This window comes from Microbacterium sp. X-17 (genome assembly GCF_039615055.1).
This window is the reverse complement of sequence record NZ_JBDHNI010000005.1, coordinates 67,923-93,492: the sequence shown is the minus strand read 5'-3', so window position 1 is coordinate 93,492 and position 25,570 is coordinate 67,923. Positions and strand designations below refer to the sequence as shown.

The 25,570-nt window shown below is 72.1% G+C and carries 23 protein-coding genes; 7 read left to right on the top strand and 16 right to left on the bottom strand.

The window, feature by feature from the left end:
- Position 1 precedes the first annotated feature (1 nt).
- The 5 genes from ABCS02_RS23360 to rpsB form a co-directional block, all read right to left on the bottom strand.
- Positions 2–1,030 carry a phosphatidate cytidylyltransferase gene (locus ABCS02_RS23360; protein ID WP_345838099.1) on the bottom strand — a complete coding sequence of 343 codons (1,029 nt, stop codon included), beginning with the start codon at positions 1,028–1,030 and terminating at the stop codon, positions 2–4.
- Positions 1,031–1,035: 5 nt separating this feature from the next.
- Complete coding sequence (frr, locus tag ABCS02_RS23355; protein ID WP_345838098.1) at positions 1,036–1,590, bottom strand: ribosome recycling factor; 555 nt, start codon at positions 1,588–1,590, stop codon at positions 1,036–1,038.
- A gap of 66 nt (positions 1,591–1,656) precedes the next feature.
- Positions 1,657–2,382 carry a UMP kinase gene (pyrH, locus tag ABCS02_RS23350; RefSeq protein ID WP_345838097.1) on the bottom strand — a complete coding sequence of 242 codons (726 nt, stop codon included), beginning with the start codon at positions 2,380–2,382 and terminating at the stop codon, positions 1,657–1,659.
- Positions 2,383–2,473: 91 nt separating this feature from the next.
- On the bottom strand, positions 2,474–3,301 hold the full coding sequence (tsf, locus tag ABCS02_RS23345) for a translation elongation factor Ts (protein WP_345838096.1): 828 nt from the start codon (positions 3,299–3,301) through the stop codon (positions 2,474–2,476).
- 105 nt (positions 3,302–3,406) lie between these two features.
- Positions 3,407–4,360, bottom strand: coding sequence for a 30S ribosomal protein S2 (rpsB, locus tag ABCS02_RS23340; protein WP_345838095.1), 954 nt, complete (start codon positions 4,358–4,360; stop codon positions 3,407–3,409).
- A gap of 323 nt (positions 4,361–4,683) precedes the next feature.
- Between rpsB and ABCS02_RS23335 the strand changes: the two genes are divergently transcribed.
- Positions 4,684–5,235 carry a M23 family metallopeptidase gene (locus ABCS02_RS23335; protein ID WP_345838094.1) on the top strand — a complete coding sequence of 184 codons (552 nt, stop codon included), beginning with the start codon at positions 4,684–4,686 and terminating at the stop codon, positions 5,233–5,235.
- Between the two features lie 18 nt (positions 5,236–5,253).
- On the opposite strand, the gene ABCS02_RS23330 is transcribed toward ABCS02_RS23335, so the two are convergent.
- The 9 genes from ABCS02_RS23330 to ABCS02_RS23290 all read right to left on the bottom strand — a co-directional run bounded on the left by ABCS02_RS23330 (position 5,254) and on the right by ABCS02_RS23290 (position 12,552).
- Positions 5,254–6,225, bottom strand: coding sequence for a tyrosine recombinase XerC (locus tag ABCS02_RS23330; RefSeq protein WP_345838093.1), 972 nt, complete (start codon positions 6,223–6,225; stop codon positions 5,254–5,256).
- A gap of 151 nt (positions 6,226–6,376) precedes the next feature.
- The gene (gene dprA / locus ABCS02_RS23325; protein WP_345838092.1) at positions 6,377–7,549 is read right to left on the bottom strand and encodes a DNA-processing protein DprA; all 1,173 of its coding nucleotides are present in this window, start codon (positions 7,547–7,549) and stop codon (positions 6,377–6,379) included.
- Positions 7,546–9,069: a YifB family Mg chelatase-like AAA ATPase gene (locus ABCS02_RS23320; RefSeq protein ID WP_345838091.1), complete on the bottom strand. Its 1,524-nt coding sequence runs from the start codon at positions 9,067–9,069 to the stop codon at positions 7,546–7,548. The genes dprA and ABCS02_RS23320 overlap by 4 nt, the downstream gene beginning before the upstream one ends.
- Positions 9,066–9,428 (bottom strand): YraN family protein, encoded by a 363-nt coding sequence (locus ABCS02_RS23315; RefSeq protein ID WP_345838090.1) that lies wholly within the window; start codon positions 9,426–9,428, stop codon positions 9,066–9,068. Before ABCS02_RS23315 ends, ABCS02_RS23320 begins: the two co-directional genes overlap by 4 nt.
- Positions 9,429–9,628: 200 nt before the next feature.
- Entirely contained in the window at positions 9,629–9,952 is a 324-nt protein-coding gene (locus ABCS02_RS23310) for a DUF2469 family protein (RefSeq protein WP_345838089.1), read from the bottom strand.
- Positions 9,953–9,993: 41 nt separating this feature from the next.
- Positions 9,994–10,653 (bottom strand): ribonuclease HII, encoded by a 660-nt coding sequence (locus tag ABCS02_RS23305; protein ID WP_345838088.1) that lies wholly within the window; start codon positions 10,651–10,653, stop codon positions 9,994–9,996.
- On the bottom strand, positions 10,650–11,405 hold the full coding sequence (gene lepB, locus ABCS02_RS23300) for a signal peptidase I (RefSeq protein WP_345838087.1): 756 nt from the start codon (positions 11,403–11,405) through the stop codon (positions 10,650–10,652). The genes ABCS02_RS23305 and lepB overlap by 4 nt, the downstream gene beginning before the upstream one ends.
- Before the next feature lie 133 nt (positions 11,406–11,538).
- A complete protein-coding gene (gene rplS / locus ABCS02_RS23295) occupies positions 11,539–11,886 on the bottom strand; it encodes a 50S ribosomal protein L19 (RefSeq protein ID WP_345838086.1) in 348 nt (115 codons plus the stop codon).
- A 171-nt stretch (positions 11,887–12,057) separates the two neighbouring features.
- Positions 12,058–12,552 carry an MFS transporter permease gene (locus tag ABCS02_RS23290; protein WP_345838085.1) on the bottom strand — a complete coding sequence of 165 codons (495 nt, stop codon included), beginning with the start codon at positions 12,550–12,552 and terminating at the stop codon, positions 12,058–12,060.
- Between the two features lie 54 nt (positions 12,553–12,606).
- Here ABCS02_RS23290 and map point away from each other — a divergent pair, with 54 nt between their 5' ends.
- The 5 genes from map to ABCS02_RS23265 all read left to right on the top strand — a co-directional run bounded on the left by map (position 12,607) and on the right by ABCS02_RS23265 (position 19,044).
- Positions 12,607–13,389, top strand: a complete 783-nt coding sequence (gene map / locus ABCS02_RS23285) for a type I methionyl aminopeptidase (RefSeq protein WP_345838084.1) — start codon at positions 12,607–12,609, stop codon at positions 13,387–13,389.
- A 327-nt stretch (positions 13,390–13,716) separates the two neighbouring features.
- Positions 13,717–16,296, top strand: a complete 2,580-nt coding sequence (nirB, locus tag ABCS02_RS23280; protein ID WP_345838083.1) for a nitrite reductase large subunit NirB — start codon at positions 13,717–13,719, stop codon at positions 16,294–16,296.
- Complete coding sequence (gene nirD, locus ABCS02_RS23275) at positions 16,293–16,673, top strand: nitrite reductase small subunit NirD (RefSeq protein WP_345838082.1); 381 nt, start codon at positions 16,293–16,295, stop codon at positions 16,671–16,673. The genes nirB and nirD overlap by 4 nt, the downstream gene beginning before the upstream one ends.
- Positions 16,670–17,902, top strand: coding sequence for a uroporphyrinogen-III C-methyltransferase (gene cobA, locus ABCS02_RS23270; protein ID WP_345838081.1), 1,233 nt, complete (start codon positions 16,670–16,672; stop codon positions 17,900–17,902). The genes nirD and cobA overlap by 4 nt, the downstream gene beginning before the upstream one ends.
- Positions 17,899–19,044: a uroporphyrinogen-III synthase gene (locus ABCS02_RS23265; protein ID WP_345838080.1), complete on the top strand. Its 1,146-nt coding sequence runs from the start codon at positions 17,899–17,901 to the stop codon at positions 19,042–19,044. Before cobA ends, ABCS02_RS23265 begins: the two co-directional genes overlap by 4 nt.
- On the opposite strand, the gene trmD is transcribed toward ABCS02_RS23265, so the two are convergent.
- Positions 19,005–19,727, bottom strand: a complete 723-nt coding sequence (trmD, locus tag ABCS02_RS23260) for a tRNA (guanosine(37)-N1)-methyltransferase TrmD (protein WP_345838079.1) — start codon at positions 19,725–19,727, stop codon at positions 19,005–19,007. The two genes, ABCS02_RS23265 and trmD, sit on opposite strands and share 40 nt — an antisense overlap.
- Positions 19,728–19,891: 164 nt before the next feature.
- Here trmD and ABCS02_RS23255 point away from each other — a divergent pair, with 164 nt between their 5' ends.
- Complete coding sequence (locus ABCS02_RS23255) at positions 19,892–21,304, top strand: MFS transporter (protein WP_345838078.1); 1,413 nt, start codon at positions 19,892–19,894, stop codon at positions 21,302–21,304.
- 126 nt (positions 21,305–21,430) lie between these two features.
- Here the strand turns inward: ABCS02_RS23255 and ABCS02_RS23250 are convergent, their stop codons facing one another.
- Positions 21,431–25,510 carry a bifunctional nitrate reductase/sulfite reductase flavoprotein subunit alpha gene (locus ABCS02_RS23250; protein ID WP_345838077.1) on the bottom strand — a complete coding sequence of 1,360 codons (4,080 nt, stop codon included), beginning with the start codon at positions 25,508–25,510 and terminating at the stop codon, positions 21,431–21,433.
- Between the last annotated feature and the right edge of the window lie 60 nt (positions 25,511–25,570).

The window sequence follows — 25,570 nt, the reverse complement described above, 5'->3', positions numbered from 1 at the left end:
GTCACACCGCCAGCGGGGAGAGCAGGTAATAGAGGGCGAGGGCCGCCACGGCGGACGGCAGAATGGAGTCGAGTCGGTCGAGCACGCCTCCGTGGCCGGGCAGCCACGAGCTCATGTCCTTGATGCCGAGATCCCGCTTGATCATCGACTCGCCGAGATCCCCGACGGTCGCGGTCAGCAGAAGCGCCAGCCCGAACACGATACCCGTCCACCACGGCAGACCCAGCATCAGCCAGGCGAGCAGGATGCCCGCCGCGACAGCCGCGACGACGGCGCCGGCGAAGCCTTCCCACGTCTTCTTGGGGCTCACGCGCGGCGCCATCGGATGCCGTCCGAGGGTGAGGCCCGTGACATATGCGCCGGTGTCGACCGCGATCACGACGATGAGGAACGCGAGCACCCACCACGTGCCGTCCGGCTGACGGAGGAGGACCAGCGCCATGCTCGCGAGGAAGGGGACGTAGATCTGCACGAAGCCCGCCGTGAGGGCATCCCCGACGACGTCGAGGTAGACGCGCCCGTCGCGCGCGGCCATCTGTGCGATGAGCCGCCACACGATCACGAAGCAGACCGACACGAACAGCGCGACCCAGTGCTGCCAGCCGCCGAAGAAGTAGCTCGACAGCAGCACGAGCAGGCCGCCGATGAGCTGCGGCACGACATCCACCCGGCGCCCGGCCGACTGAAGCGCCCGGCTCAGCTCGAAGACGCCCAGCAGACCCACCCCGGTCACGAGCACGACGAACGGCCAGTTCGCGAACACGATCGACACGAACACGATCACGCCGACGGCGAGTCCGATCAGGATCGCGAGGATGAGGTCACGGCCGGTGCGCTCCCGGATGCGCGCGTTCGTCTCCTCGAAGCCCGCGCGCGCGAGCTCGACCTGGTGGTCGAACTCCGACCGCGCCGCGCGCATGTGCCCCTGGAACGACGACGACGGCTGGCCGTGCGGCGGGGACGGCGGGATCGGCGCCGTCGCATCGTCGTCCTGCGGCTCCGGCGTCCGCTCCTCCCCCGGGTCGGTCATGAGGATCAGACCTCGAGGAGCTCGGCCTCTTTGCGCTTGAGCGCCTCGTCGATCGCGTCGACGTGCGCGCGGGTCAGCGCGTCCAGTTCCTTCTCGGCGCGGGCCAGCTCGTCCTCGCCGATGTCGCTCGCGAGCTTGTCGAGGTCGTCCTTCGCCTTCCGGCGGATGCCGCGGACGTGGACCTTCGCGTCCTCGCCCTTACCGCGCACGAGCTTCACGTACTCCTTGCGGCGCTCCTCCGTGAGCTCGGGCATCGTGATGCGGACGAGGTTGCCGTCGTTGGTCGGGTTCGCCCCAAGGTTCGGGATGTCGCGGATCGCCTGCTCGATCGACTTCAGCGACGACTTGTCGTAGGGGGTTACGAGAAGCGTGCGCGCCTCGGGGCTGTTGATCGAGGCCAGCTGTGCGAGCGGCGTCGGCGAGCCGTAGTAGTCGATCATCACTTTCTGGAACAGCTGCGGGTTCGCCCGCCCGGTGCGCACCGTCGCGAAGTCCTCCTTCGCGGCCTCCACCGCCCGGTCCATGCGCGAACCTGCATCGGCCATGACGTCGGCGATCACGGGGACTCCATTCGTGTGAAGCGGATATTTCAGTCTAGTCCGGGGATCTCCCGGGAACCGGGCGACTCAGGCGTCGACGGTGACGAGCGTGCCGATGGACTCGCCGAGGAGGGCGCGCGTGACGTTGCCCTCGGGCTCCATGCCGAACACGCGCATGTCCATGCGGTTGTCCATGCAGAGGCTGAACGCGGTCGAGTCGACGACCTTCAGACCGCGCTGCAGCGCCTCCATGTACTCGATCCGGTCGATCCGCGTCGCGGTGGGGTCGGTACGGGGGTCGGCCGTGTAGACGCCGTCCACGCCGTTCTTCGCGACGAGCACTTCGTCGGCCTTGATCTCCAGCGCGCGCTGTGCCGCCACCGTGTCGGTGGAGAAGTACGGGAGGCCGGCGCCCGCGCCGAAGATCACGACGCGGCCCTTCTCCATGTGCCGCTCCGCGCGCCGCGGGATGTACGGCTCCGCGACCTGTGTCATCGAGATAGCCGACTGTACGCGGGTCGCGGCACCGGCCTGCTCGAGGAAGTCCTGGAGGGCGAGCGCGTTCATGACGGTGCCGAGCATGCCCATGTAGTCCGCACGGCCGCGGTCCATGCCGCGCTGGCTCAGCTCCGCACCGCGGAAGAAGTTGCCGCCGCCCACGACCACCGCGATCTCGACCGTGTCGACCGCCGCGGCGATCTCCCGGGCGATCTGGCCGACGATGTCCGGGTTGACCCCGAGCTGACCGCCACCGAACGCCTCACCCGAGAGCTTGAGAAGGACCCGTCTCCGATCCGTCGTTTCCGTGATCATCCGGTTCCTCTCGTGTTTTCGCTCAATCTATCGTCCGCACGGGCGTGCGAAGAGGCCCGCATCCGGGGATGCGGGCCTCTTCACGGGAGAACTACGCTCCGACCTTGAATCGGGCGAAGTCGGTGATCGTGATGCCGGCGTCGCTCGCGACCTTGCCGACGGAGAGCTTGTTGTCCTTGGCGTAGTCCTGCTCGAGCAGGGCCACCTGCTTGAAGAACGCGCCGACGCGGCCCTCGACGATCTTCGGCAGCGCCGCCTCCGGCTTGCCCTCGTTGCGCGAGATCTCGGTGACGATCTGGCGCTCCTTCTCGACCTCGGCCTCGGGGACGTCCTCGCGGCTGAGGTAGCTCGGGTTCGCGAAGGAGATGTGCTGCGCGATCGAGCGCGCCGTCTCCGCGTCGTCGCCCGTGTAGGCCACGACGACACCGATCTGCGGCGGGAGGTCCTTGCTGGTCTTGTGGAGGTAGATCTCGAAGTGCGCGCCCTCCAGCGTGCGGACGCGGCGCAGCTCGACCTTCTCGCCGATGATCGCGGCCTCGTCCGAGATGAGGTCGGTGACCGTCTGGCTGCCGGCAGAGGCGGCGAGCGCCGCCTCGACGGAATCGGCGGACGCGGCGGCCGCAGCATCCGCGACCTTGTCGGCCAGCGCGATGAAGCGGTCGTTCTTCGCGACGAAGTCGGTCTCGCACGCCAGCTCGACGAGGGTGACGCGGCCGTCCTGCTCGCGGGCGACGACGAGGCCCTCGCTCGTGGAGCGGTCGGCGCGCTTCGCGTTGCCCTTCGCACCCTTGAGGCGCAGGATCTCGACGGCCTTCTCGACGTCGCCGTCCGCCTCCTCGAGGGCCTTCTTCGTGTCGACCATGCCCGTGCCGAGCTGCTCGCGCAGCGCCTTGATGTCGGCGATCGTGAAGTTTGCCATGGGTGGTGGCTCCTTGTGTGTCGTGGGGTGAGATCGGCGGGGCCCCTCGAGGCCCCGCCGATCGTAGTCGTTGCGGACGTCCGGAGGGTTACTCCAGACGCGGGATCACTCGGCCGTGTTCGGCTCGACCGTGGTCGGCTCGGTGGCGCTGGACTCGGCCTCGGCGGCCGCGAGCTCGTCGGCGTCCACGCCGGCGGCGGCGGCGATCGCCTCGTCGTGCGCCTCGGCGCCGGCGACATCCGCCGCCGACTCGGTGGCGGCCTCGACGGCGTCGGCGCCCGTGAGGGTCTCCTCGGTGCCGGGCTGCTCGAGGAGCTCGCGCTCCCACTCGGCCAGGGGCTCCGCGGCCTCCGCCTCGTCGGCGGGCTGGTGGCGCTGGATGAGGCCCTCGGCGGCGGCGTCAGCGATGATGCGCGTGAGCAGGCTCACCGAACGGATCGCGTCGTCGTTGCCGGGGATCGGATACTGGAACTCGTCCGGGTCGGCGTTCGTGTCGAGGATGCCGATGACCGGGATGCCGAGCTTCGAGGCCTCGTCGACCGCGAGGTGTTCGCGCTTCGCGTCGACGACCCAGATCGCCGACGGGGTCTTCTGCAGGTTGCGGATGCCGCCGAGCGACTTGTGGAGCTTGTCGAGCTCGCGCTGCTTGAGGAGGAGCTCCTTCTTGGTGAAGCCGCTCGCCGCCGGGTCGTCGAAGTTGAGCTCCTCGAGCTCCTTCATGCGCGCGAGGCGCTTCGACACCGTCGTGAAGTTCGTGAGGAGACCGCCCAGCCAGCGCTGGTTGACGTAGGGCTGACCGACGCGCGTCGCCTGCTCGGCGATGATCTCCTGCGCCTGCTTCTTCGTGCCGACGAAGAGGATCGTGCCGCCGTGCGCGACCGTCTCCTTGACGAACTCGTACGCCTTGTCGATGTACGTCAGCGACTGCTGCAGGTCGATGATGTGGATGCCGGAGCGCTCCGTGAGGATGAAGCGCTTGACTTTCGGGTTCCACCGGCGGGTCTGGTGTCCGAAGTGGACGCCGCTGTCGAGCAGCTGGCGAATGGTGACGACGGCCATGACCGTCCTCCTCTTCTGGCGCGGGGCGCCGTTTGCGGTTTTCGCGCGGAACGTTCGTTCCGGCGAGCCTGGTGCCCGGCTCACCTCCGCCCTTCCGTGCGGAAAGGACCGGTGGAGGTGGATGCCGCGCGATCACGGCGACCGCGATCGCGCTGAGGGCACGCGTAGTCACCCCGACGAGCGAGGTGCGGACAAGAGTCTATCAGGCACGGCTCGCGGCCGTGCCGGCGCGGCCCCTCCCCCGGGTCGCCGATCGCGGACGTTGTCCACGGATGCCGGGCCGGCCGGCCGGGCGCCCCGCGCGGGCCGCGAGGCTCGGGAGCATGAAGCGTGTCATCCGCGTCGCCGGGCTCGTCGTCGCCCTCGCCCTGACCGTGGGCGGGATCCCCGCCGCCGCATCCGTGAGCAGCCCCGAGGCGCCCGGCGCGAGGGCGACCCCCGGGGACGCCGTGGGGACGCCGTCGTGGGCGTGGCCGCTCGACGCGTCCCGCGTCTCCCGTCCGTACCTCGCCCCCGTGCACCCGTACGGCCCGGGGCATCGCGGCATCGACCTGACGCCGCTCGGCCCCGCGATCGTGCGGGCGCCGGATGCGGGGGTCATCGCCTACTCGGGGCGGGTGTTCGATCGCGGCATCCTGACGATCGACCACGGCGGCGGACTCGTCTCCACGCTGGAGCCGGTGACGAGTGAGCTGCTCGTCGGCGCGCGCGTCGAGCGCGGCCAGCCGCTCGGCACGATCGGCAGCGGGGGCCACGTCGCCGGCGGAGAGCTGCACCTCGGTGCCCGCCGCGACGGGGAGTACGTCAATCCGGTGCTGTTCCTCGGCGGCATCCCGCGCGCGGTGCTGCTCCCCTGCTGCGGGCCACTGCCGTGACGCGTGTCTCGTTCGCGATCAGGCGCGCGGGTGCGCGAGGCGGTAGGCCGCCGCGAGACGCTCGCTCGAGACGTGCGTGTAGATCTGCGTGGTCCCGAGGCTCGCATGCCCGAGCATCTCCTGCACGCTGCGGAGATCCGCCCCGCCGTCGAGGAGGTGCGTCGCCGCTGAATGGCGGAGCGCGTGGGGTCCCACCGTCTCCGCGCCGACCACGGGGCCGAGCAGGCGGGAGACCAGCTCGTACGCGGCGCGGGGACCGAGCCGCCCGCCGCGGACGCCGAGGAAGAGCGCGCGGCCGGCGCCGCTCGCGCCGGTGCCTCTGCCCGCGCCTGTGGTGGCGGTGGTGGTGGTGGCGGTGGTGGCGGCGGTGGCGGTGGTGGCGGCGAGCCGAGGGCGTCCGCGCGCGAGGTAGTCGTCCAGGGCCCGCTCGGCCGGCAGGCCGTAAGGCACGACCCGTTCCTTGGAGCCCTTTCCCGTCACCCGCAGGGTGCGCCGCTCCCGGTCGACGTCGTCCACGTCGAGGCCGCACAGCTCCGATACCCGGACCGCGGCGCCGTACAGCAGCTCCAGCACGGCGCGATCCCGGAGGAGCACGGGCTCCCCGTCCTCGGCCCGCACGGCGAGCTCGTCGAGGAGAGCCCGGATCCCGTCGGCGGTCGCGACCTTCGGCAGCGTGCGCCCGCGCTTGGGCGCCACCAGCCGCAGGCTTGGGTCGAGCGGCACGATCCCGCGCTCCTGAGCCCAGGCGAAGAAGCCGCGCACCGCTGCCGTCCGCCGGGCGAGCGTGCTCCGCGCGTCGCCGCGCTTCGTCGCCTGCCACAGCCATTCGCGCAGCTGCTCGAGTTCGACCTCGGCCGCGTCGACACCAGGCGGGAGGGTCGCCGCGAGATCGGCGAGGTCGGACCGGTACGCGCGCACGGTGGCGGGCGAGAGCCGGCGGACCCGATCGAGCTCCCCGAGCCACACCTCCCCTGCCTCGTCCATCCGCATGCCCCCAGCATGCCGCTCGCCCACCGCCGTCGGATCGCCGCCGTCGGCGGGTCGGCCACCCCGGACTCCCCCGTCGCCGACGCAGCCACCGCAGCCGCCGCAGCCGCAGGCGCCACAGCCACAGGCGCAGTACCCGAAGACGCAGCCGCCGTCATCGCCGCAACCGCCAGCCGAGATCGGAGCGCTCCGCCGCGCCCTCCAGTTCGAGGAGGCCCAGTGCGGCCTGCGCGTCGGCGACGGACAGACCGCTCCGGCGCGCGATGTCCGCCGTCTCGCGCCACGCGCGAGTGCTCACCGCATCCTCTACGCGGGTGCGGACGCTCGAGCCACCGGAGGGCGCCGCGATCGCAGCCGCCGGCTCTATCCCCAGCAGCTCGCGCACGTCGTCGGCATCCGTGATGCACTGCGCGTCGTATTCGCGGAGCAGCCGATGACACCCGGCCGAGGCGGCGCTCGTGATCGGCCCCGGCACGGCACCGAGCGCCCTCCCGAGCGTCGCAGCGTGACCGGCGGTGTTGAGCGACCCGCTGCGCCAGCCGGCCTCCACGACGACGGTGGCCCGCGCGAGAGCCGCGATGAGTCGGTTGCGCGCCAGGAAGCGCCACTTCGTCGGTGACGTTCCGCAGGGCACCTCGCTTGCGACGACCCCGGTCTGCGTGATCCGCTGGACCAGCGGCCCGTGGTCGGCGGGGTACGGCCGGTCGACGCCCCCGGCCAGCAGCGCAACCGTGACGCCCGCCACGCCGAGCGCCGCGCGGTGTGCCGCCCCGTCGATGCCATAGGCCGCACCCGAGACCACCGTCACGCCGCCCGCCGCGAGGTCGCTCGCGAGCTCCCAGGCGACATGGTCGCCGTACGAGGTCGAGGCCCGCGCCCCGACGATCGCGACCGTGGGCGCCGGATCCGCGAGCCGGGCGGGATCACCCCGCAGCCACAGGCAGGCGGGCGCGTGCTCACCGAGGTCGTCGAGGGCCGTCGGCCACTCCGCGTCCTCCGGCACCAGGAGCCGGACCCCTGACGCTCCGGCCTGATCGAACGCCTCGCCGACGGTGACGTCGTCGAGGCGTGGCGCCCAGCGCGCCCGCCCCCGCGCGAGCTCCGCGGCATCCGTCTCGGGCGGTGCCGCCGCGCCCTGCGCGATCTCAAGGGCACGCACGGGGCCGACCGCCGCGACGAGGCGGCCCGCGACCCCGTCGCCCGGCTCCGCGAGCACGCTCCACACGGCCCGCGCATATCGGCTCAGGGCCGCGTCGCCGTCGAGGCTCCCGTCCACGACGCGGTGGAGGCGGGCGACGGCGAGCGACGCCGACAGCCGCAGGCTCACCCCGCCACCCCGCGCTTCAGATACAGCGCGCGGCCGACCTCGTCGATCCCCGGAGCGTCGACGCCCGCCAGATCCGCCACCGACCAGGCGACCCGCAGCACGCGGTCGTAGCCGCGGAGCGTCAGCGCCCCACGCTGCAGGGCGGCATCGAGCGGACGCCTCGCGGCCGCCGGCAGCGCCCGCGGCCCCCGCCGGAGCCACACCCCGGGAAGCTCGGCGTTGATCCGCCACGGGGCGTCCCGCAGCCGCCGCGCCGCCCGGTCCCGCGCGTCACGGACCCGCTCCCGCGCCTCCGCGGAGGTGGTCACCGGACCCGCCCCGAGGCCCGGATCCGCGACCCGCAGCATGTTCAGCTCGATGTCGATGCGGTCGCGGAGCGGACCCGACAAACGGCCCCGGTACCGGCGGATCGCGGCCGGTGGGCACGCGCAGACGCCGCCGCGCACCCCGTAGTTTCCGCACGGGCAGGGGTTGGTCGCCAGCACGAGCTGGAACCGCGCCGGGAAGGAGGCCGAGAAGCCGACCCGGTGGATCTCGATCCGGCCCGACTCCAACGGCTGCCGCAGGGCGTCGAGCGCCGCGCCGGACACCTCGCCGGCTTCGTCGATGAACAGCACGCCGTCGCTCGCCCGCGCGATCGCGCCCGGCCGGACCACGCGCGAGCCGCCGCCGACCAGCGCGGCCGTGCTCGCCGAGTGGTGCGGCGCCTCGAACGGAGGCGTGCGCGAGAGCGCACGCACGGGCCGCCCGGCGAGCGAGCGCACCGATGCCACCCGCAGGGCCGCCGCGTCGTCGAGCGGAGGCAGGATGCCCGGGAGCCGGCGCGCGAGCATCGTCTTGCCCGCGCCGGGTGGCCCGCTCAGCAGGAGATGGTGGCCGCCCGCCGCCGCGACGACGAGCGCGTCGACGGCGTCGCCCTGGCCGACGACATCGGCCAAATCCATCGGTTCCGTCGCCGGCTCATCGACGGGCGGCGGCACGAGCGGCGGGAGGTCGACGGGCTCGACGTCGGCGCCGTGCCACTGCAGCACGTCCGCCAGCGTCGTCGCCCCGAGCACCTGGACCCCGCCGACGAGCTCGGCCTCGTCGCGGAGCGCGCGCGGCACCACGACGCGCCGGATGCCCGCGCGCGCGGCGGCGAGCACGGACGGAAGCACCCCGGGGACCGCGCGCAGCCGACCGTCGAGCCCGAGCTCGCCCAGGTGGACCGTCGCACCGACCGACTCCTGATCCAGCGCCAGCTCGGTCGCGAGCGCCGCGACCGCGATCGCGACGTCGAACCCGGATCCGTGCTTCGGAAGGCTCGCCGGCGACAGGTTCACCGTGAGCTTGCGCCGCGGCAGCTCCAGCCCGCAGTTCGCGCACGCGTTGTGCACGCGCTGAGCAGCCTCCCCCAGAGCCTTGTCGGGCAGTCCGATGATCTGGAAGCCTGGCGTCTGCTGCGACAGGTCGGCTTCCACCTCGACCAGCGCCCCCTCGATGCCGGTGAGCGCGACCGCCCACGTCCGCGCGACGGTCATCGCAGGTCCTGCAGGTGCTCGAGCGCGGCAGTGGCGGGGTTGCGCCCGAGGAGCGCGATCGCGTCCACGCGGAGAACACGTCCGCGCGCATGCTCCGGATGTGCGGCGCGCCACTGCAGCGCCAGCCGCCAGAGTCGTGCCAGCTTGCGCGCGTCGATCGCCTCGAGCGGATGCCCGAAGCGCGGCCCGCTGCGCGTCTTGACCTCGATCACGACGAGCTCCGCGCCACGGGCGGCGACCACGTCGAGCTCACCGCCGTCACCGCGCCAGTTGCGGGCCAGCACCTGGTAGCCGCGGGCCGTCAGGTACCGCGCCGCGCGCTCCTCGCCCGCGCGCCCGAGCTCGTCTTTCCTCGCCATGCCCGCAAGCCTCGCCCGCGGGCGTCACCCGGCGGGCCCGGCACGGAGCATCCGTGGACTCCTGCCCCGCACCTGCCCCCTGTGGAGGAATCGACCATCACCCGCCGGATCAGGAGATCTCGCTGAATCAGGAGGATCTCCGCGCGAATCGTCCTGACTCCGCGTATTCACCTGATCTGGCCACGGGCGGGACGGCGGGCTCAGCTGTCGAGCGAGAGCTCCTCGGGAAGCTGGAAGTCGCGGCGGGAGAGCTCTTCCACGTTGACGTCCTTGAACGTCAGCACGCGAACCGACTTCACGAAGCGGTCGGCGCGGTAGATGTCCCACACCCACACGTCGTTCATCGTGATCTCGAAGTAGAAGTCGTGCTCCGTGTCCCGGCGCACGACGTTGACGTCGTTCGCGAGATAGAACCGTCGCTCGGTCTCGATCACGAACTGGAACTGCCCCACCACGTCGCGGTACTCGCGGTAGAGCGCGAGCTCGAGCTCCCGGTCGTAGTCCTCGAAGACATCGTCATCCATCGAGGCCATCCTAGGAGCACGCCGTCATCCGGGGGAATCGGTCAGAACAACGTGGGCGCGTCGGCGATCGACCACGACGCGCGATGGTGCGGGCTGAGACCCCGCGCGCGGATCGCCTCGCGGTGCTCGGGGCTCGCGTAGCCCTTGTTCCGATCCCACTGGTACTCCGGCAGGTCGTCGTGCAGGTACTGCATCAGGCGATCGCGCGACACCTTCGCGATGACGGATGCCGCGGCCGCGCTCGCGCAGTCCCGGTCGGCCTTGATGACGGGCCGCACCGTGAGGGGACGCGCCGAGGACGCGGAGATGTAGTCGTGATTCCCGTCCAGGATCACGATGGCGTCGGAGACGGGCACGCCGTGGGCGGCCAGGTCGGCGATCGCCCGCACGGCCGCAAGACCTAGCGCACGCATGATCCCGATCTCGTCGATCTCGACCGAGCTCGCCCAGCCCACCGCGCTCGCCGAGACCCAGGCCGCCGCCCGCCGCGCGACCTCGGGCCGCCGCAGTTCGGGCACGAGCTTCGAGTCTCGGAGCCCCTCGGGCACGCGCCGGCGCGCGTCGCGCTCGTCGACGACGACCGCCCCGACGGCGACCGGACCGGCGAGCGCTCCGCGGCCGACCTCGTCGCACGCGATCACGAGGGTCGTCTCGCGCAGCAGCCGCCGCTCGAGGGTCAGGCGCGGAGCCACCACGGTCATGGCGAGGCGGGCGGAACGCTCGCGAACACCGCGTGATGGAAGTCGAGGGGACCGAATCGGCTGAACGGCCAGGTGATCACGAACGCGCGACCGACCACGTTGGCGATCGGCACGAAGCCGTGGCCCGGCTGATCCTGGTGGTAGCGCGAATCCTGGGAGTTGTTCCGGTTGTCCCCCAGCACCCAGAGCGAGTCCTTCGGCACGACGACGTCGAACGGGATGCTCGACGCCGGTGCCCCCGGTGGCAGCAGGACATAGGACGACTCGTCGATCGCGGTGCCGTTGACCGTGATCTGGCCGAGCTGGTTGCAGCACACGACGTGGTCGCCGGGCACCCCGATGACGCGCTTGATGAGGTGATCGTCGCTGTCGGACACCGAGAGGCCGACGAGGCTCAGGAACCAGTCCGCGGCATCCGCGATCGGGCCGCCCGACTTCTGAACCGGCGCCCCCTCCAGCCAGCCACCGGGATCGCGGAACACCACGATGTCCCCGCGCGCGTATCCGCCGAAGCGCGGCGTGATCTCGTCGACGAGGATCCGGTCGTCGATCTGCAGCGTGTCCTTCATCGACCCGGACGGGATGTAGAACGAGCGGACGAGGAACGTCTTGACGAGGAACGAGACGAGGATCGCGACGAGCACGATGATGAGCACGTCACGGAGGAAGATGAGCCCCCCGCGGCGACGCCGCCTCGGCGCGGTCAGCTCCGGCTCCGCCGGTGCATCCCGCGTGGTGTCCTCCGACGTCATGACCATCCCCTCGGTGGGCGGCGCATCCCGCCCACGACCCCTCAAGACTCGCATACGCGCGAGCGTCCCGTGCGCACATCCGGAGACGACGAAGCCCCGCCGACGTGCGTCGCGGGGCTTCGTGCGGAGAAGGTCAGTTCTCGCGCTTCTCCTTGATCTTGGCCTTCTTGCCACGGAGGTTGCGCAGGTAGTAGAGCTTGGCGCGGCGGACGTCACCGCGGGTCACGACCTCGATCTTGTCGAGGATCGGGCTGTGCACCGGGAAGGTGCGCTCGACGCCCACCTGGAAGCTGATCTTGCGGACCGTGAACGTCTCGCGGACGCCGTCGCCGGAGCGACCGATCACGACGCCCTGGAAGACCTGGATGCGGGAGCGGCTGCCCTCCGTGATGTTCACGTGCACCTTCACCGTGTCGCCCGGGGCGAACGGGGGGATGTCGGAACGGAGTGAGGCCGCGTCGACGGCGTCGAGGATCTGCATGATCGTCTCTTCCTGCGACCGCCGCAGATCGGTTCGCGCAATGGGGAAGTGTTCAGGGAGTGAACGTGCCCCGCGTCGCACATCGGCGACAGGCTCCCCTGCGGCAGAGCCGGGTCAGGGCACAAAGAACCATTCTGCCATGCGCCGGCACCCCGCGACAAACCGCGGGGGTCACTCCGGAGGCGGAGTCTTCTCCGTAATGATGATGATGTCGTCTGGCGGGGGCGGCGGTGCCTGCCGCGGCGGGGGTGTGTACGCGACCCCCTCCGTGGTCCGGAGAACGACGCGCCCGGCCGAACGCACCTCGCGCAGCAGCTGCCAGAGCTCGAGCCAGATCATGCCCACGCCGACGAACATCGTCAGGATGAAGACCGGCGCCCACCAGGCCTGGTTGTAGAACCCGAGCGAGATCGTCAGGCAGTGCCAGATCGTGAAGCCGAGGACGTCCCACCAGGAGACCGCGCGGGTGCTGCGCACACTGGGGCGGGCACGGACCAGCAACGTGAGGATCAACTGCCCCCCGAAGACCGAGGGGATCGCCAGGAACAGCACCCAGAGGAACGCCCACCCGCCGGCGTTGAACAGGAGCCAGCCGACGAACAGCCAGAGCGGCAGCAGGAACGCCGCCGGCGTGAGCCAGCCGAAGAACGCCCGTCGGAGCCACATGGCTGCGATGGTACGCCGCGCATCCGGGAGAATGGTCGGAACGGAAGGACCAGAATGATCGAGTTGCGCACCCCGGCCGAGATCGACGCGATGCGCCCCGCGGGCCGCTTCGTCGCGGAGACGCTCGCGACGCTGCGCGCCGATACGAAGGTCGGCACCAACCTGCTCGACATCGACCGGCGCGCCCACGACATGATCCGCAAAGCCGGCGCGGAGTCCTGCTACATCGACTACCACCCGTCGTTCGGGGCGATGCCGTTCGGGAAGGTCATCTGCACGTCGGTCAACGACGCCGTGCTGCACGGCCTGCCGTTCGACTACGCCCTGCAAGACGGTGACCTCGTCTCGCTCGACTTCGCCGTCTCGGTCGACGGCTGGGTCGCCGACTCCGCCGTCTCCTTCGTTGTCGGCACCCCGCGCGACGAGGATCTCGCGCTCATTGACACGTCGCAGCGCGCCCTCGACGCGGCGATCGCGGCGGCCGTCGTCGGCAACCGGATCGGCGACATCTCGCACGCGATCGCGGCGGTCGCGCACGCCGACGGCTATTCCATCAACACCGACTTCGGCGGCCACGGTGTCGGCCGCACGATGCACGGCGACCCGCACGTTGCGAACGACGGCAAAGCCGGACGCGGCTATCCGCTCCGGGCGGGCCTCGTCCTCGCGCTCGAGCCCTGGTTCCTCGCGACCACGGACGAGCTGGTGACCGATCCCGACGGCTGGACCCTGCGCAGCGCCGACGGCTCGCGCGGCGCCCACTCCGAGCACACGATCGCCGTGACCGACGACGGTCCGATCATCCTGACCGACCGCTCCTTCCTCGGCGTCGACTGACCCCACGGCTCTCCTGCGGCCGAAGCCCCCGCCCCTCACTCGCGAGAACGCGCTTGTGTCACGTTTCCCCGGCGTGTCTGTGACATACGCGCGTTCTCACGTGGGTGGGGGCGGGGCGGGGGCGGCCGGGGGTTCTCACATCGGGGGGCGCGGGGCGGTGAGGGAAACGTTCGCTCGCGGAAACCGAAGGCGGCCGGGGGGCGAAACACGCCGCTCCTAGCGTGACGGTCACGAACCCCGGATCGGAGACCCCATGACCGAGTCGCCGTCGACAGACCGAAACACGACGCTGACCGTGCCGCAACATCCCGCGCGTACGGTGACGGCATGACCGCCGCGGAACCCCTCGACACGCACGTCGTCGTGGTCGGGGCCGGGATGGTCGCCCACCGCTTCGTCGACAGCCTGCTGAGCCGGGCCGGCGAGGGGTGGCGGGTCACCGTGATCGGCGATGAGCCGCGCGCACCCTACGACCGCGTGGGGCTCACGAGCTTCTTCGCGGGCGCGAACGCGGACGACCTCACCCTCGACCCCGCGGTTCTCGCCGACGACCGTGTGCGGTTCCTCGCGGGAGACGCGGTCGCCCGCATCGACCGCGACACACGCATCGTCGAGACGGCGAGCGGCCTCCGCGTCGGGTACGACCGGGTCGTGCTGGCGACCGGCTCCTACGCCGCCCGGCCTCCCGTCGAAGGCTCGGACCGGGACGGATGCTTCGTCTACCGCACGCTCGATGACGTCGAGCGCGTGCGCGCGTACGTCGAGGACCGCCGGCGCGAGCTCGGACGGCCCCTGACCGGCGTGGTGATCGGCGGAGGGCTTCTGGGCCTCGAGGCCGCGGGCGCACTGCAGAGCCTCGACGTGGCGTGCACCGTGCTGCAGGCTCTCGACCGGCTCATGCCTGCGCAGCTCGACCTGCCGAGCGGCGCCGCCCTCGGCCGTCTCATCGAGGCGCGCGGCATCGCCGTCCGCACGGGGGTCATCACGACGCGGATCGACGCTGACGAGTCCGGGCACGTCCGCGGCATGGATTTCGAGGACGGCGAGCACCTGGCCGCGGACATCGTCATCCTCTCGGTGGGCGTGCGTCCGTACGATGCGCTCGCGCGCGACGCCGCGCTCGAGATCCACCCCCGCGGCGGCGTCGTCATCGACGACGGATGCGGCACCTCCGACCCGCTCGTCCTGGCCATCGGCGAGGTGGCGAATCACGGCGGGATGTGCGTCGGCCTCGTCGCTCCGGGGTACGCGATGGCGGAGGTCGCCGCGACGCGCCTGCTCGGCGGCGACGCGACGTTCCCGGGATACGACCTGTCGACCAAGCTGAAGCTGTCGGGGGTCGATGTCGCGAGCTTCGGCGACGCCTTCGCGACGACGCCGGGGGCGCTCGACGTCGTCTACGCCGATCCGGTCGCGGGCGTCTACAAGAAGCTCGTCGTCTCGGACGACGCGAAGACGCTCCTCGGTGGGATCCTCGTCGGCGACGCATCGGCCTACGGATCGCTACGCCCGCTCGTCGGGAGCGCGCTCGGCGCCGACCCGGTCACCTACCTGATGCCGGAGGGCGGCGTCGCCGCACCGACCACGGAGCTCCCCGACGAGGCGCTCGTCTGCTCGTGCAACAGCGTTTCGGCGGGCACCATCCGTCGGGCGGTGCACGAGGACGGATGCACGGACGTCGCGGGCGTCAAGGCGTGCACGAAGGCCGGTTCGGCCTGCGGATCGTGCGTCGCGATGGTGAAGAAGATCGTCGGCGCGGAGCTCCAGAAGTCCGGGGCGACGCTGTCCTCCGCCCTGTGCGAGCACTTCGACATGTCGCGCCGGCAGCTCTTCGACGCCGTGCGCGTCTCGGGGCTCACCACGTTCAGCGCAGTGATCGAGCGCTTCGGATCGGGACGCGGATGCGACATCTGCAAGCCCGCCCTGGCCAGCATTCTCTCGACGCTGACCGGCCGCCACGTCCTGGACGGGGAGAACGCCGCCTTGCAGGACACGAACGACCACGTCATGGCGAACCTGCAGAAGGACGGGAGCTACTCGGTCGTGCCGCGCATCCCCGGCGGCGAGGTCACGCCCGAGGGGCTCATCCTCATCGGCGAGGTGGCGAAGGACTTCGGGCTCTACACGAAGATCACCGGCGGCCAGCGGATCGACCTGTTCGGCGCCCGGCTGGAGCAGCTGCCCGACATCTGGGGGCGTCTCGTGGAGGGCGGCTTCGAGTCCGGACACGCGTACGGGAAGTCGCTGCGCACCGTGAAGTCGTGCGTCGGCTCGACGTGGTGCCGCTACGGCGTGCAGGACTCGGTCGGGATGGCGGTGCGCCTCGAACTGCGATACCGCGGGCTGCGCTCGCCGCACAAGCTGAAGCTCGGCGTCTCCGGATGCGCGCGGGAGTGCGCCGAGGCCCGCGGCAAGGATGTCGGCGTGATCGCGACCGAGGCGGGCTGGAACATGTACGTCGGCGGCAACGGCGGGTTCACGCCGCGCCACGCGACCCTGCTCGCCGAGGGGCTCAGCGACGCGGAGCTGCTGACCGCGATCGACCGGTTCCTGATGTACTACATCTTCACGGCCGACCGGCTGCAGCGCACCGCGCCGTGGCTGGAGGACCTGGACGGCGGCATCGAGGGCCTGCGCGCCGTCATCTTCGAGGACCGCCTGGGCATCGGCGACGACCTCGACGCGGCCATGGCGGCACACATCGGCTCGTACGAGGACGAGTGGAAGGCCACCCTGGAGGATCCGGAGAAGCTCCGGCGCTTCGCCTCCTTCGTGAACGCGCCCACGACCCCCGACCCCTCGCTCGCGTACACGGTCGAGCGCGGGCAGCCCCGGCCCGCGACGGCCGCCGAGCGCACCGACGGCGGCATCCTCATCGCCGGCACGACCCTGGAGGTACGACGATGACCCTCGCCCCGACGCACGAGTCCGAGACCGACACCGGCACCTGGGTGCGCGTCTGCGGGCTCGCGGACCTCGAGGTGGAACGGGGACGCGCCGCCCTCGTGGACGGGATCCAGGTCGCGCTCTTTGTCGCGCACACCGGGAACGTCTTCGCCGTCTCGAACCTCGACCCCTACTCCGGCGCGCACGTCATGTCCCGCGGCATCGTGGGGACGCGGCAGGATGCCCCCACCGTGGCCTCCCCGATGTACAAGCAGGTCTTCGACCTGCGCACCGGCGTCTGCCTCGACACGCAGGGCAAGGAGCAGATGCCCCTCGCCGTCTGGCCCGTGGCGACCCGGGACGGCGACGTCTACCTCCGGAAGGACGGTCGTGCATGACGACGATGCTCGGCGTCTCCCTGACCGGACGCGACGTGCTGATGGTGGGGGCGGGCGAGGTCACGGCCCGTCGCTTGCGCCGATTCGTCGAGGACGACGCGCGCGTGCGGATCGTCGCCCCGGAGCTGTCCGACGAGGTCCGCGCACTCGTCGCGGAGCACGGGATCCCGTGGATGCCGCGCGTCGTGCGGGAGAGCGACGTCGAGGGCGCCTGGCTGGTCCACACGGCGACTGGTGAGCCCCGGGTCGACGCCGACGTCGCCGCGGCCTGCGAGCGCCGCCGCATCCTCTGCGTCAACGCGTCCGATGGCGCCCACGGCTCGGCGCGCCTCGCCGCGGAGACGCGCTCGGGCGACGTCGTGGTCGGCGTGGTCTCGGATGCCGGCGTCGACCCGCGACGCGCCGGCCGCCTGCGCGACGCGATCGCGGCCGCGCTGCGCGACGGCCGGCTCCCGCTCCGGCGGCGCCGCGCGACGGCGACCGGACGTGTCGATCTCGTCGGCGGCGGCCCCGGTCCGGTCGATCTCCTGACCGTGCGCGCCCGGCGCCTGCTGGCCGAGGCCGACGTCGTGGTCGCCGATCGCCTCGGTCCCCTCGACGTCCTTCCCGAGCTCGACCCCGACGTCGAGGTGGTCGACGTCGGCAAGCGCCCGGGGCACCATCCGGTCCCGCAGGAGGAGATCAACCGACTCCTCGTCGCCCACGCCCGGGCGGGCAAGCGCGTCGTCCGGCTCAAGGGCGGCGACCCGTTCGTCTACGGCCGCGGCGGCGAGGAGGTCGCCGCGTGCCTCGCGGCCGGCATCCCGGTCGACGTCGTCCCCGGCCTCACGAGCGTCGTGTCAGTGCCGCAGGCCGCCGGCATCCCTGTCACGCACCGCGGGGTCGCGGCATCCCTCCACGTCGTCAACGGGCAGGCCGACGTGTCCGCCGCGACCGTCGCTGCCCTCGCCGACCCGGCGGTCACGACGGTCGTGCTGATGGGCGTCGCCGCGCTCCCCCGCCTCGTCACGACGGCCCTGGACGCGGGAGCGCCGGCCGACCGACCCGTCGCGATCGTGGAGAACGGGCACACCCCGCGGCAGCGGACGACCCGCACGACCCTCGGGCGCGCCGTCGCCGACGCCCGCCGCGCGGGCGTCGAGAACCCCGCCGTCATCGTGATCGGCGACGTCGCCCGCGCCGACCTCCTCCTGCCCGCGCCCCTGCTCGCCGGCGAGGCGGCCGGGTGAGCGACCTCCCCCGCCCCGCTCTGTCGGCGGCCCTCGACGGCTGCACGATCGTGATCGCCGTCGATCGCCGCTCGGGCGAGCTCGCCGCCGCGCTGGAGCGTCACGGCGCGACCGTGCGCCACGCGCCGGCGCTGACGATCGTGCCGCACATCGACGACGAGGCCCTCATCGCCCGCACCCGCGAGCTCATCGCGCACCCGCCCGAGGTCGTTGTCGTAACGACCGGCGTCGGCTTCCGGGGGTGGATGGAGGCCGCCGACGAGGCCGGCCTCCTCGACGAGCTGCACGGTGCCTTCGCAGGAGCGCAGATCGTGGCGCGCGGCCCGAAGGCACGAGGAGCCATCCAGCAGGCGGGCTTCACCGCCGACTGGGTCGCCGAGTCGGAGACCTCCGCGGAGCTCGGCGAATTCCTCGTCGCGGAAGGCCTCGCCGGACGCCGGGTCGCCGTACAGCACCACGGCTCGGGCGCGGACGGGCTCGACGAGCTGTTCGCCGGACACGGCGCCGACGTTGTCAGCCTCACCGTCTATCGCTGGGGCCCGCCCGCGGACCCCGAGCTCGTGCGGCGCTCGGTCGTCGCGGCGGGCGCGGGTGAGATCGACGCGGTCCTGTTCACCTCGGCCCCCGGCAGCGCCGAATGGGTCGCCGCGGCGCAGAGGGCCGACGTGCTCGACGCCATCCGCACGCGCGTCTCCCGCGAGCGCGTGCTCGTCGCCGCCGTCGGCCCGATCACGGCAGGCCCCCTGCAGGATGCCGGCCTGGAGCCCCTCGTGGCGGACCGCGGCCGCCTCGGCTCCCTGGTCCGTGCGGTCGTGACGCACTTCGGCGGCGGGCACGGCCCGTCGCGGCCGACGACGGTCGGTCAGCTGGAGCTCCGCAGCGGCGGGGCGGTCCTCGACGGCCGCCTCGTCCCGCTCTCCCGCACGGGCCTCGACCTGCTCGGCGTGCTCTTCGACGCGAACGGCTCGGTCGTCTCGCGCGAGACGCTCCAGAGCGCCCTGCCGCGCTCCGGACAGAACACGCACGCGGTCGAGATGGCCGTTGCACGGGTGCGGGAGGCGCTCGGCGCCCCCGAACTCATCAAGACCGTCGTCAAGCGCGGCTACCGCCTCAACGTGGTGGATCCCGGAACATCCGGGTGACCGTCGGGCGAGGATAGATCGGGACGGCGCTCGCGCGTCCGGGCGAGGCTCTGCTCCCGCCGCCACTCCGCGATCGCCCCGTGATGGCCGCTCAGCAGGATCGGCGGCACCTCCAGGCCCCGCCACACCGGCGGCTTCGTGTAGATCGGATACTCGAGCAGGCCGTCTTCGTGCGACTCCTCCACGAGGCTCTCCGGATTGCCGACGACGCCCGGGACGAGGCGCGCGACCGCCTCGATCATGGCCATCGCCGCGACCTCGCCGCCGTTGAGCACGTAGTCGCCGAGGCTCACGCTCATCACCCGCCCGCGGGCGGCGTAGTGGTCGACCACGCGCTGGTCGATGCCCTCGTACCGGCCGCACGCGAAGACGAGCTGCGACTCCTCGGCCAGCTCCCGTGCCATCGCCTGCGTGAAACGCGCCCCCGCCGGCGACGGCACCACGAGCAGGGCCTCGTCCGTCAGCACCGCGTCGAGCGCTTCGCCCCACGGCTCGGGCCGCATCACCATGCCGGCCCCGCCACCGTAGGGCGTGTCATCGACCGTGCGCCGGCGGTCGTGCGTCCAGTCGCGCAGGTCGTGGACGCGCAGATCGAGGACGCCACGCTCGCGAGCCTTCCCGATCAGCGAGACGTCGAGCACATCGAAGAACGTCGGGAAGATCGTCACGATGTCGATGCGCACGGCACCGATTCTAGGATCCGGTCCGTGTTTCCGACGTGTGACGCGGGGCTCACCCGGGCCCGACGCGGCCCGTGACCGACCGGTGACGAGAACGTCATGCCGGGGCTGAAGCGCGGAAACACGGCATCCGTAGCGTCGCCTCATACCGTCCCGAGGAGAGTGCGATGACCACGTCCGCGACATCACCCGCCGTCGGCGCCCCCGCCGACCAGAGCAGCATCCCCGTAACCCTCACCCGCCGCCCCGGTCGCTGGATCGACGGCTGGAACCCCGAGAACACGACCTTCTGGCAGCAGGAGGGGCGCGCGATCGCCCGGCGCAACCTCGGGTGGTCGATCTTCACCGAGTTCCTCGGATTCATCGTCTGGCAGCTGTGGAGCATCGTCGTCGTGATGCTGCCGCACGCCGGCTTCACGTTCACGAGCTCCGAGGCGTTCTGGCTCATCTCGCTGCCGAGCCTCGTCGGCGCGACGATGCGCTTCCCGTACACGTTCATGGTCGCGCGCGTCGGCGGACGGAACTGGACGATCATCTCGGCGGCGCTCCTGCTGATCCCCGCGATCCTGCTGGGCGTCGTCGTGAGCAACCCGGCGACGCCGTTCGGGGTCATGCTCGTCGTCGCGGGTCTCGCCGGGCTCGGCGGTGGCAACTTCGCGAGCTCCATGTCGAACATCACCTACTTCTTCCCGCAGAAGGAGAAGGGATGGGCGCTCGGGCTCAACGCGGCCGGCGGCAACATCGGCACGGCCGTGGCGCAGTTCGCCGTGCCGATCGTCGTGACCCTCGGCGCGGCCGCCACCCTCAACGTCCCGCTCGCGGGATGGATGTGGGTGCCGCTCATCCTGCTCGCGATCTGGGGCGCCTGGCGGTACATGGACAACCTGTCGAACGCGAAGGCCGACCTGGCCGGATCCGCGGCCGCACTCCGCGAACCGCACCTGTGGATCCTCTCGCTGCTCTACATCGGCACGTTCGGCTCGTTCATCGGCTTCGCGAGCGTTTTCCCCAAGCTCATCGCCGACCAGTTCCCGGCCTTCTCGACGATCCAGGTGGGACAGGCCACGCTCTCGCTCGCGTTCCTGGGCGCCCTCGTGGGCTCCCTCGCGCGGCCGTACGGCGGGCGGCTCGCCGACCGGCTGGGCGGCGCGCGCGTCACGGTCGGGGCGTTCGCGGTCATGGCGCTCGGGGCGCTCGCCGTCCTCTGGACCATGCCGCTCAAGAGCTTCGGGATCTTCCTCGTCTGCTTCCTCGTCCTCTTCGCCGCGACCGGGATCGGCAACGGCTCCACCTACCGGATGATCCCGAACGTCTTCGCGGGACGGACCCGCGCGATGGGCGGCGACGCCGCCGCTGCGGCCGCGATGCAGCGGAAGGCGGCCGCGGCGCTCGGACTCATCTCGGCGATCGGCGCCTACGGGGGCTTCGTCATCCCGCAGGTCCTCAACGCGTCGCAGTCCTCGACCGGCGGGTACACGGCCGCTTTCGTCGGCTTCGTCATCGCCTACGCGGTGCTCCTCACGCTCACGATCGCCGTGTACGTGATCCCGCGCCGCTCCCTGGCCGGCCAGCGCATCTAAGTCCCCCCCATCGCGGCTCACCTGTCGCGTTCTGCCGGCTCGGCCGGTCAGACGCGACAGGTGAGCCGCAGTGGTTTGGGGAGAGCCCGCGCGGACGGGGGCGGCGAGGGGTCAGGACGCGGGCGGTCAGTAGACGTCGCGGACGTAGCGGCGCTCGGCCGCGAGCGCGCGCATGTACTCCGCGGCATCCGCGTCGGAGAGGCCACCGTGCTGGCGCGCGATCGCGACGAGGGTCTGGTCGACGTCGTTCGCCATGCGGCTCGCGTCGCCGCACACGTACAGGTGCGCGCCGTCCTGCAGCCAGCGCCACAGCCGGGCCCCGTGCTCCTGCATCCGGTCCTGCACGTACACCTTCTGGCGCTGGTCGCGGGAGAAGGCGACGTCGAGGCGGGTGAGGAACCCGTCGTCGCGCATCGCCTCCAGCTCGTCGCGGTAATAGAAGTCGGTGGCCTCGTGCTGTTCGCCGAAGAACAGCCAGTTCCGGCCCGTGTGCCCGTCGGCGCGGCGGTCCTGCAGGAACGCGCGGAACGGCGCGATCCCGGTGCCCGGACCGATCATGATCATCGCGGCATCCGGCCCGGTGGGCGGGCGGAAGCTCGCCGACCGCTGGAGGTAGATGGGCGCCTGGCCGGAGCCCACGACGTCCGCCAGGTAGGTCGAGCAGACCCCGCCCCGCCGGCGTCCGGCCTCGGTCTCGAAGCGCACGACGGAGACCGTCAGCTGCACCTCGTCGGGACTCTCCTTGGGGCTCGACGAGATCGAGTACTGGCGCGGCTGCAGGCGGGAGAGCACCGACATCCACTCGGCCGCGTCAGCGCGCACGGGGAACGCCTGCAGCAGATCGACCCCCTGCATGCTCCACAGGTACTGCGCGAGACGACCGGTGTTCTCGCGCTTCCGCAGGGTCGCCAGCGTCGAGTCGCCGCTGCGCTCGGCCACGAACTCGACCAGCGCGGGCGTGATGCGCGCGATGTCGAGCCGCGTCGCGAGCGCGTCGTCGAGGTAGCGCTCTTCCCCGTCCAGCTCTACGACGGTGCGCGCCGCGAGGCCCGTCGCCGCGAGCCACTCGGCGACGAGCTCGGGCGCGTTGGCGCAGACGACCCCGAGCGAATCCCCCGCTTCGTAGGCGGCCCCGGTGTGCGCCAGCTCGAAGCCGAACTGCCGCACCTCCTTGCGGGACCCGGAGCCGCTCAAGAGCGTGTTGGTGACCAGCGTCGAGCGCACGGGGTTCGCCCGCGTGAACAGCCGCCGCGTCGCCGGCGCGGGCGCCTCGACCGGGGTCGCGGACGCCCCATCTGGCGCGAGCACGACGAGGACGTCCTCGAGCCAGGCCGCGACGGGGGCGGCGTAGTCCGGCTCGCAGTCGACGCGAGGCAGCAGCGCGGTCCCGCCCAGAGCGCCGAGGCGCTCGTCGATCCCCCGCCCGTGACCGCAGAAGTCGTCGTAGCTGGAGTCGCCGATCGCGAACACGGCGTAGCCGACGTCGGACAGGTCGGGCGGATCGTCGTCGTGCAGCGCCGTCCACAGGTTCGCGGCGTTGTCGGGCGGCCCGCCGTCGCCGAAGGTCGAGGTCACGACCAGGAGCCGCTCCGTCTCCGCGAGCTCCGCGAGCGACAGATCGAGCATGCTCACGGCGCGGGCCGGCACCCCGCGCGCGGCCAGGGTCGCGACGCAGGTCGCGGCGATCTCCTCGGCGTTGCCCGTCTGCGAGCCCCAGAGCACCGTCACCGGCGCGCCGGGGCCGTCCGCGACAGCCGCCCCGAGCGGCGCGCGCGCGTAGAGCCCGGCGAGGACGCCCTCGAACCACGCGCGCGCCACCGCGCCGAGCGGCGCCGTCGCCGGCAGCACGGGGATCTCCCCCGCCGCGACGGGGGCCGCCTCGAGGGCGCCGAGGAAGCCGGTCACGTACGCTGCCTCGGCGGGCCCGAGGGACGGCGGACGGCCGGATGCCGCGAGCCCGTGCGCGAACGCGGCCGCCGGCATCCCCCGCGCCTCTCCGCTCGGCTGCTCGGCAGCGGACCCGACGCGACGCAGGGACACCGCGGCGTGCTTGAACTCGGGCTGGAGCGAGTCGCGGTCGACCGCGTCGTTCGTGACCGCGTTGACGGTCAGGTACTCGCCGTGCTCGTCGTTCCAGTGGAACGGAGCGAAGCAGCATCCCGGACGCACCCGGTCGGTCACCGCCGCCGGCAGCACGACGCGGCCGCGGCGGGAGGAGACCTCGACCTGATCGCGTTCGGCGATCCCGAGACGCTCGGCGTCGGCGGGGTGGATCTCGACGTACGGGCCGGGGTTGAGCCGGACGAGCTTGTCCACCTTCCCGGTCTTGGTCATCGTGTGCCACTGGTGTGGGAGCCGGCCCGTGTTGAGGATCCACGGGTAGTCGTCGTCGGGCAGCTCCTGCGGCCCGAGATGCGGACGCGCGAAGAACTGCGCCCGCCGGGACGGCGTCGCGAACGCGAGCCGCGGCACGGTCCCGTCCGGGGCGCGGAACGGCGTCTGGCTCACGCCGTCGTTCCGGTAGCGGATCGGATGCCGGTCCTCGTCGTCGTCCGGCGGCGCCGGCCACTGCACCGGGCCGCGACGCAGGCGCTCGTAGCTGACGCCACGCACGTCCCAGCCGGTCTGCGGGTTCCAGAAGCGCCGGATCTCGTCGAACACCTCCTCGCTCGACGCGAACGAGAAGCCGTCCCGGAACCCCATCGCGTTCGCCACGCGGCAGATGAGCATCCAGTCCGGGATCGCATCGCCGGGCGGCTCGGCGGCGCGTTGCACGAGCGTCATCGTGCGGTCGCTGGCCGTCATGACGCCCTCGGACTCCACCCACAGCGTCGCGGGCAGGAGGATGTCGGCGTACGCGTTCGTCGCCGTGTCCAGGAACACGTCCTGCACGACGACGAGCTCGGCGGCCTCGAGGCCCGCGATGACGGTCTTCCGATTGGCGACGGACGCGACAGGGTTCGTGCAGATGATCCAGGCGGCCTTGATCCCGCCGTCCGCCATCGACCGGTACATGTCGATCGTGCCCGTGCCGGACTCGGCCCGGATCGTCCCGGGCGGCACCCCCCAGACGTCCTCGACGAATGCACGGTCGTCGGCGCTGAGGACGGAGCGCTGGCCGGGGAGGCCGGGGCCCATGTAGCCCATCTCCCGGCCGCCCATCGCGTTCGGCTGCCCCGTCAGGGAGAGGGGTCCGCTGCCGGGCCGGCAGATGGCGCCGGTCGCGAGGTGCAGGTTGCAGATCGCGTTGGTGTGCCAGGTGCCCTGCGTGGACTGGTTGAGACCCATCGTCCAGAGCGTCATCCACTCGCCGGCCTCGGCGATCCAGCGCGCGGCGGTGCGGATGTCCTCCTCCGGGAGCCCCGTCACCTCGGCGACGCGCGCGGGCGGGTAGTCGGCGAGGAAGTCCGGCATCGCCTCCCAGCCCTCGGTGTATGCCGCGATGAAGTCCGCGTCGATCGCGCCGGACGCGACGAGGAGGTGCAGGAGGCCGTTGAGCAGCGCGAGGTCTGTGCCCGGCGCGATCGGCAGGTAGAGGTCGGCGCGCTCGGCGGTCGCGGTGCGCCGCGGATCGACGACGATGAGCTTCGCGCCGCGCTTGAGCCGGTCCGCCATGCGGAGGAACAGGATCGGGTGGCAGTCGGCCATGTTGGCGCCGATGACGAGGAAGAGGTCGGCGCGGTCGAGGTCCTCGTACGCGCCCGGCGGTCCGTCCGCGCCGAGCGACTGCTTGTAGCCGGTGCCGGCGGAGGCCATGCACAGCCGCGAGTTGGACTCGATGTGAACGCCCCGCAGGTACCCCTTCACGAGCTTGTTCGAGAGGTACTGCGCCTCCATCGACATCTGCCCGGAGACGTACAGGGCGACCGAGTCCGGACCGTGCTCGTCCACGATCCGGCGCAGGCGCCCGCCGGCCTCCGCGATCGCGGCGGCGAGGGGCGCCGGTACCGCGGACTCCCCCCGGGCGGGTCGCACGAACGCGGACGCCATCCGGCCGGGCGCGTGCATCAGCTCCACGTGCGTGGCGCCCTTCGTGCACAGGCGCCCGGCGTTGGACGGATGCCCCCGATCGCCGACCGCGCGGACGACGCGCGACCCGTCGGTGGTGACCGTGATCCCGCATCCGACGCCGCAGTAGGAGCAGGATGCGTGCACCTCACCCGTCGGCGCGGCGGTCTGCGCGGCCGACTCGGCGAGAGAGGTCATCCCCCGATGATCGCGAACGGATGTTCCGCGCCGTCGCGCGGGGTGTTACCGGCGGATCAC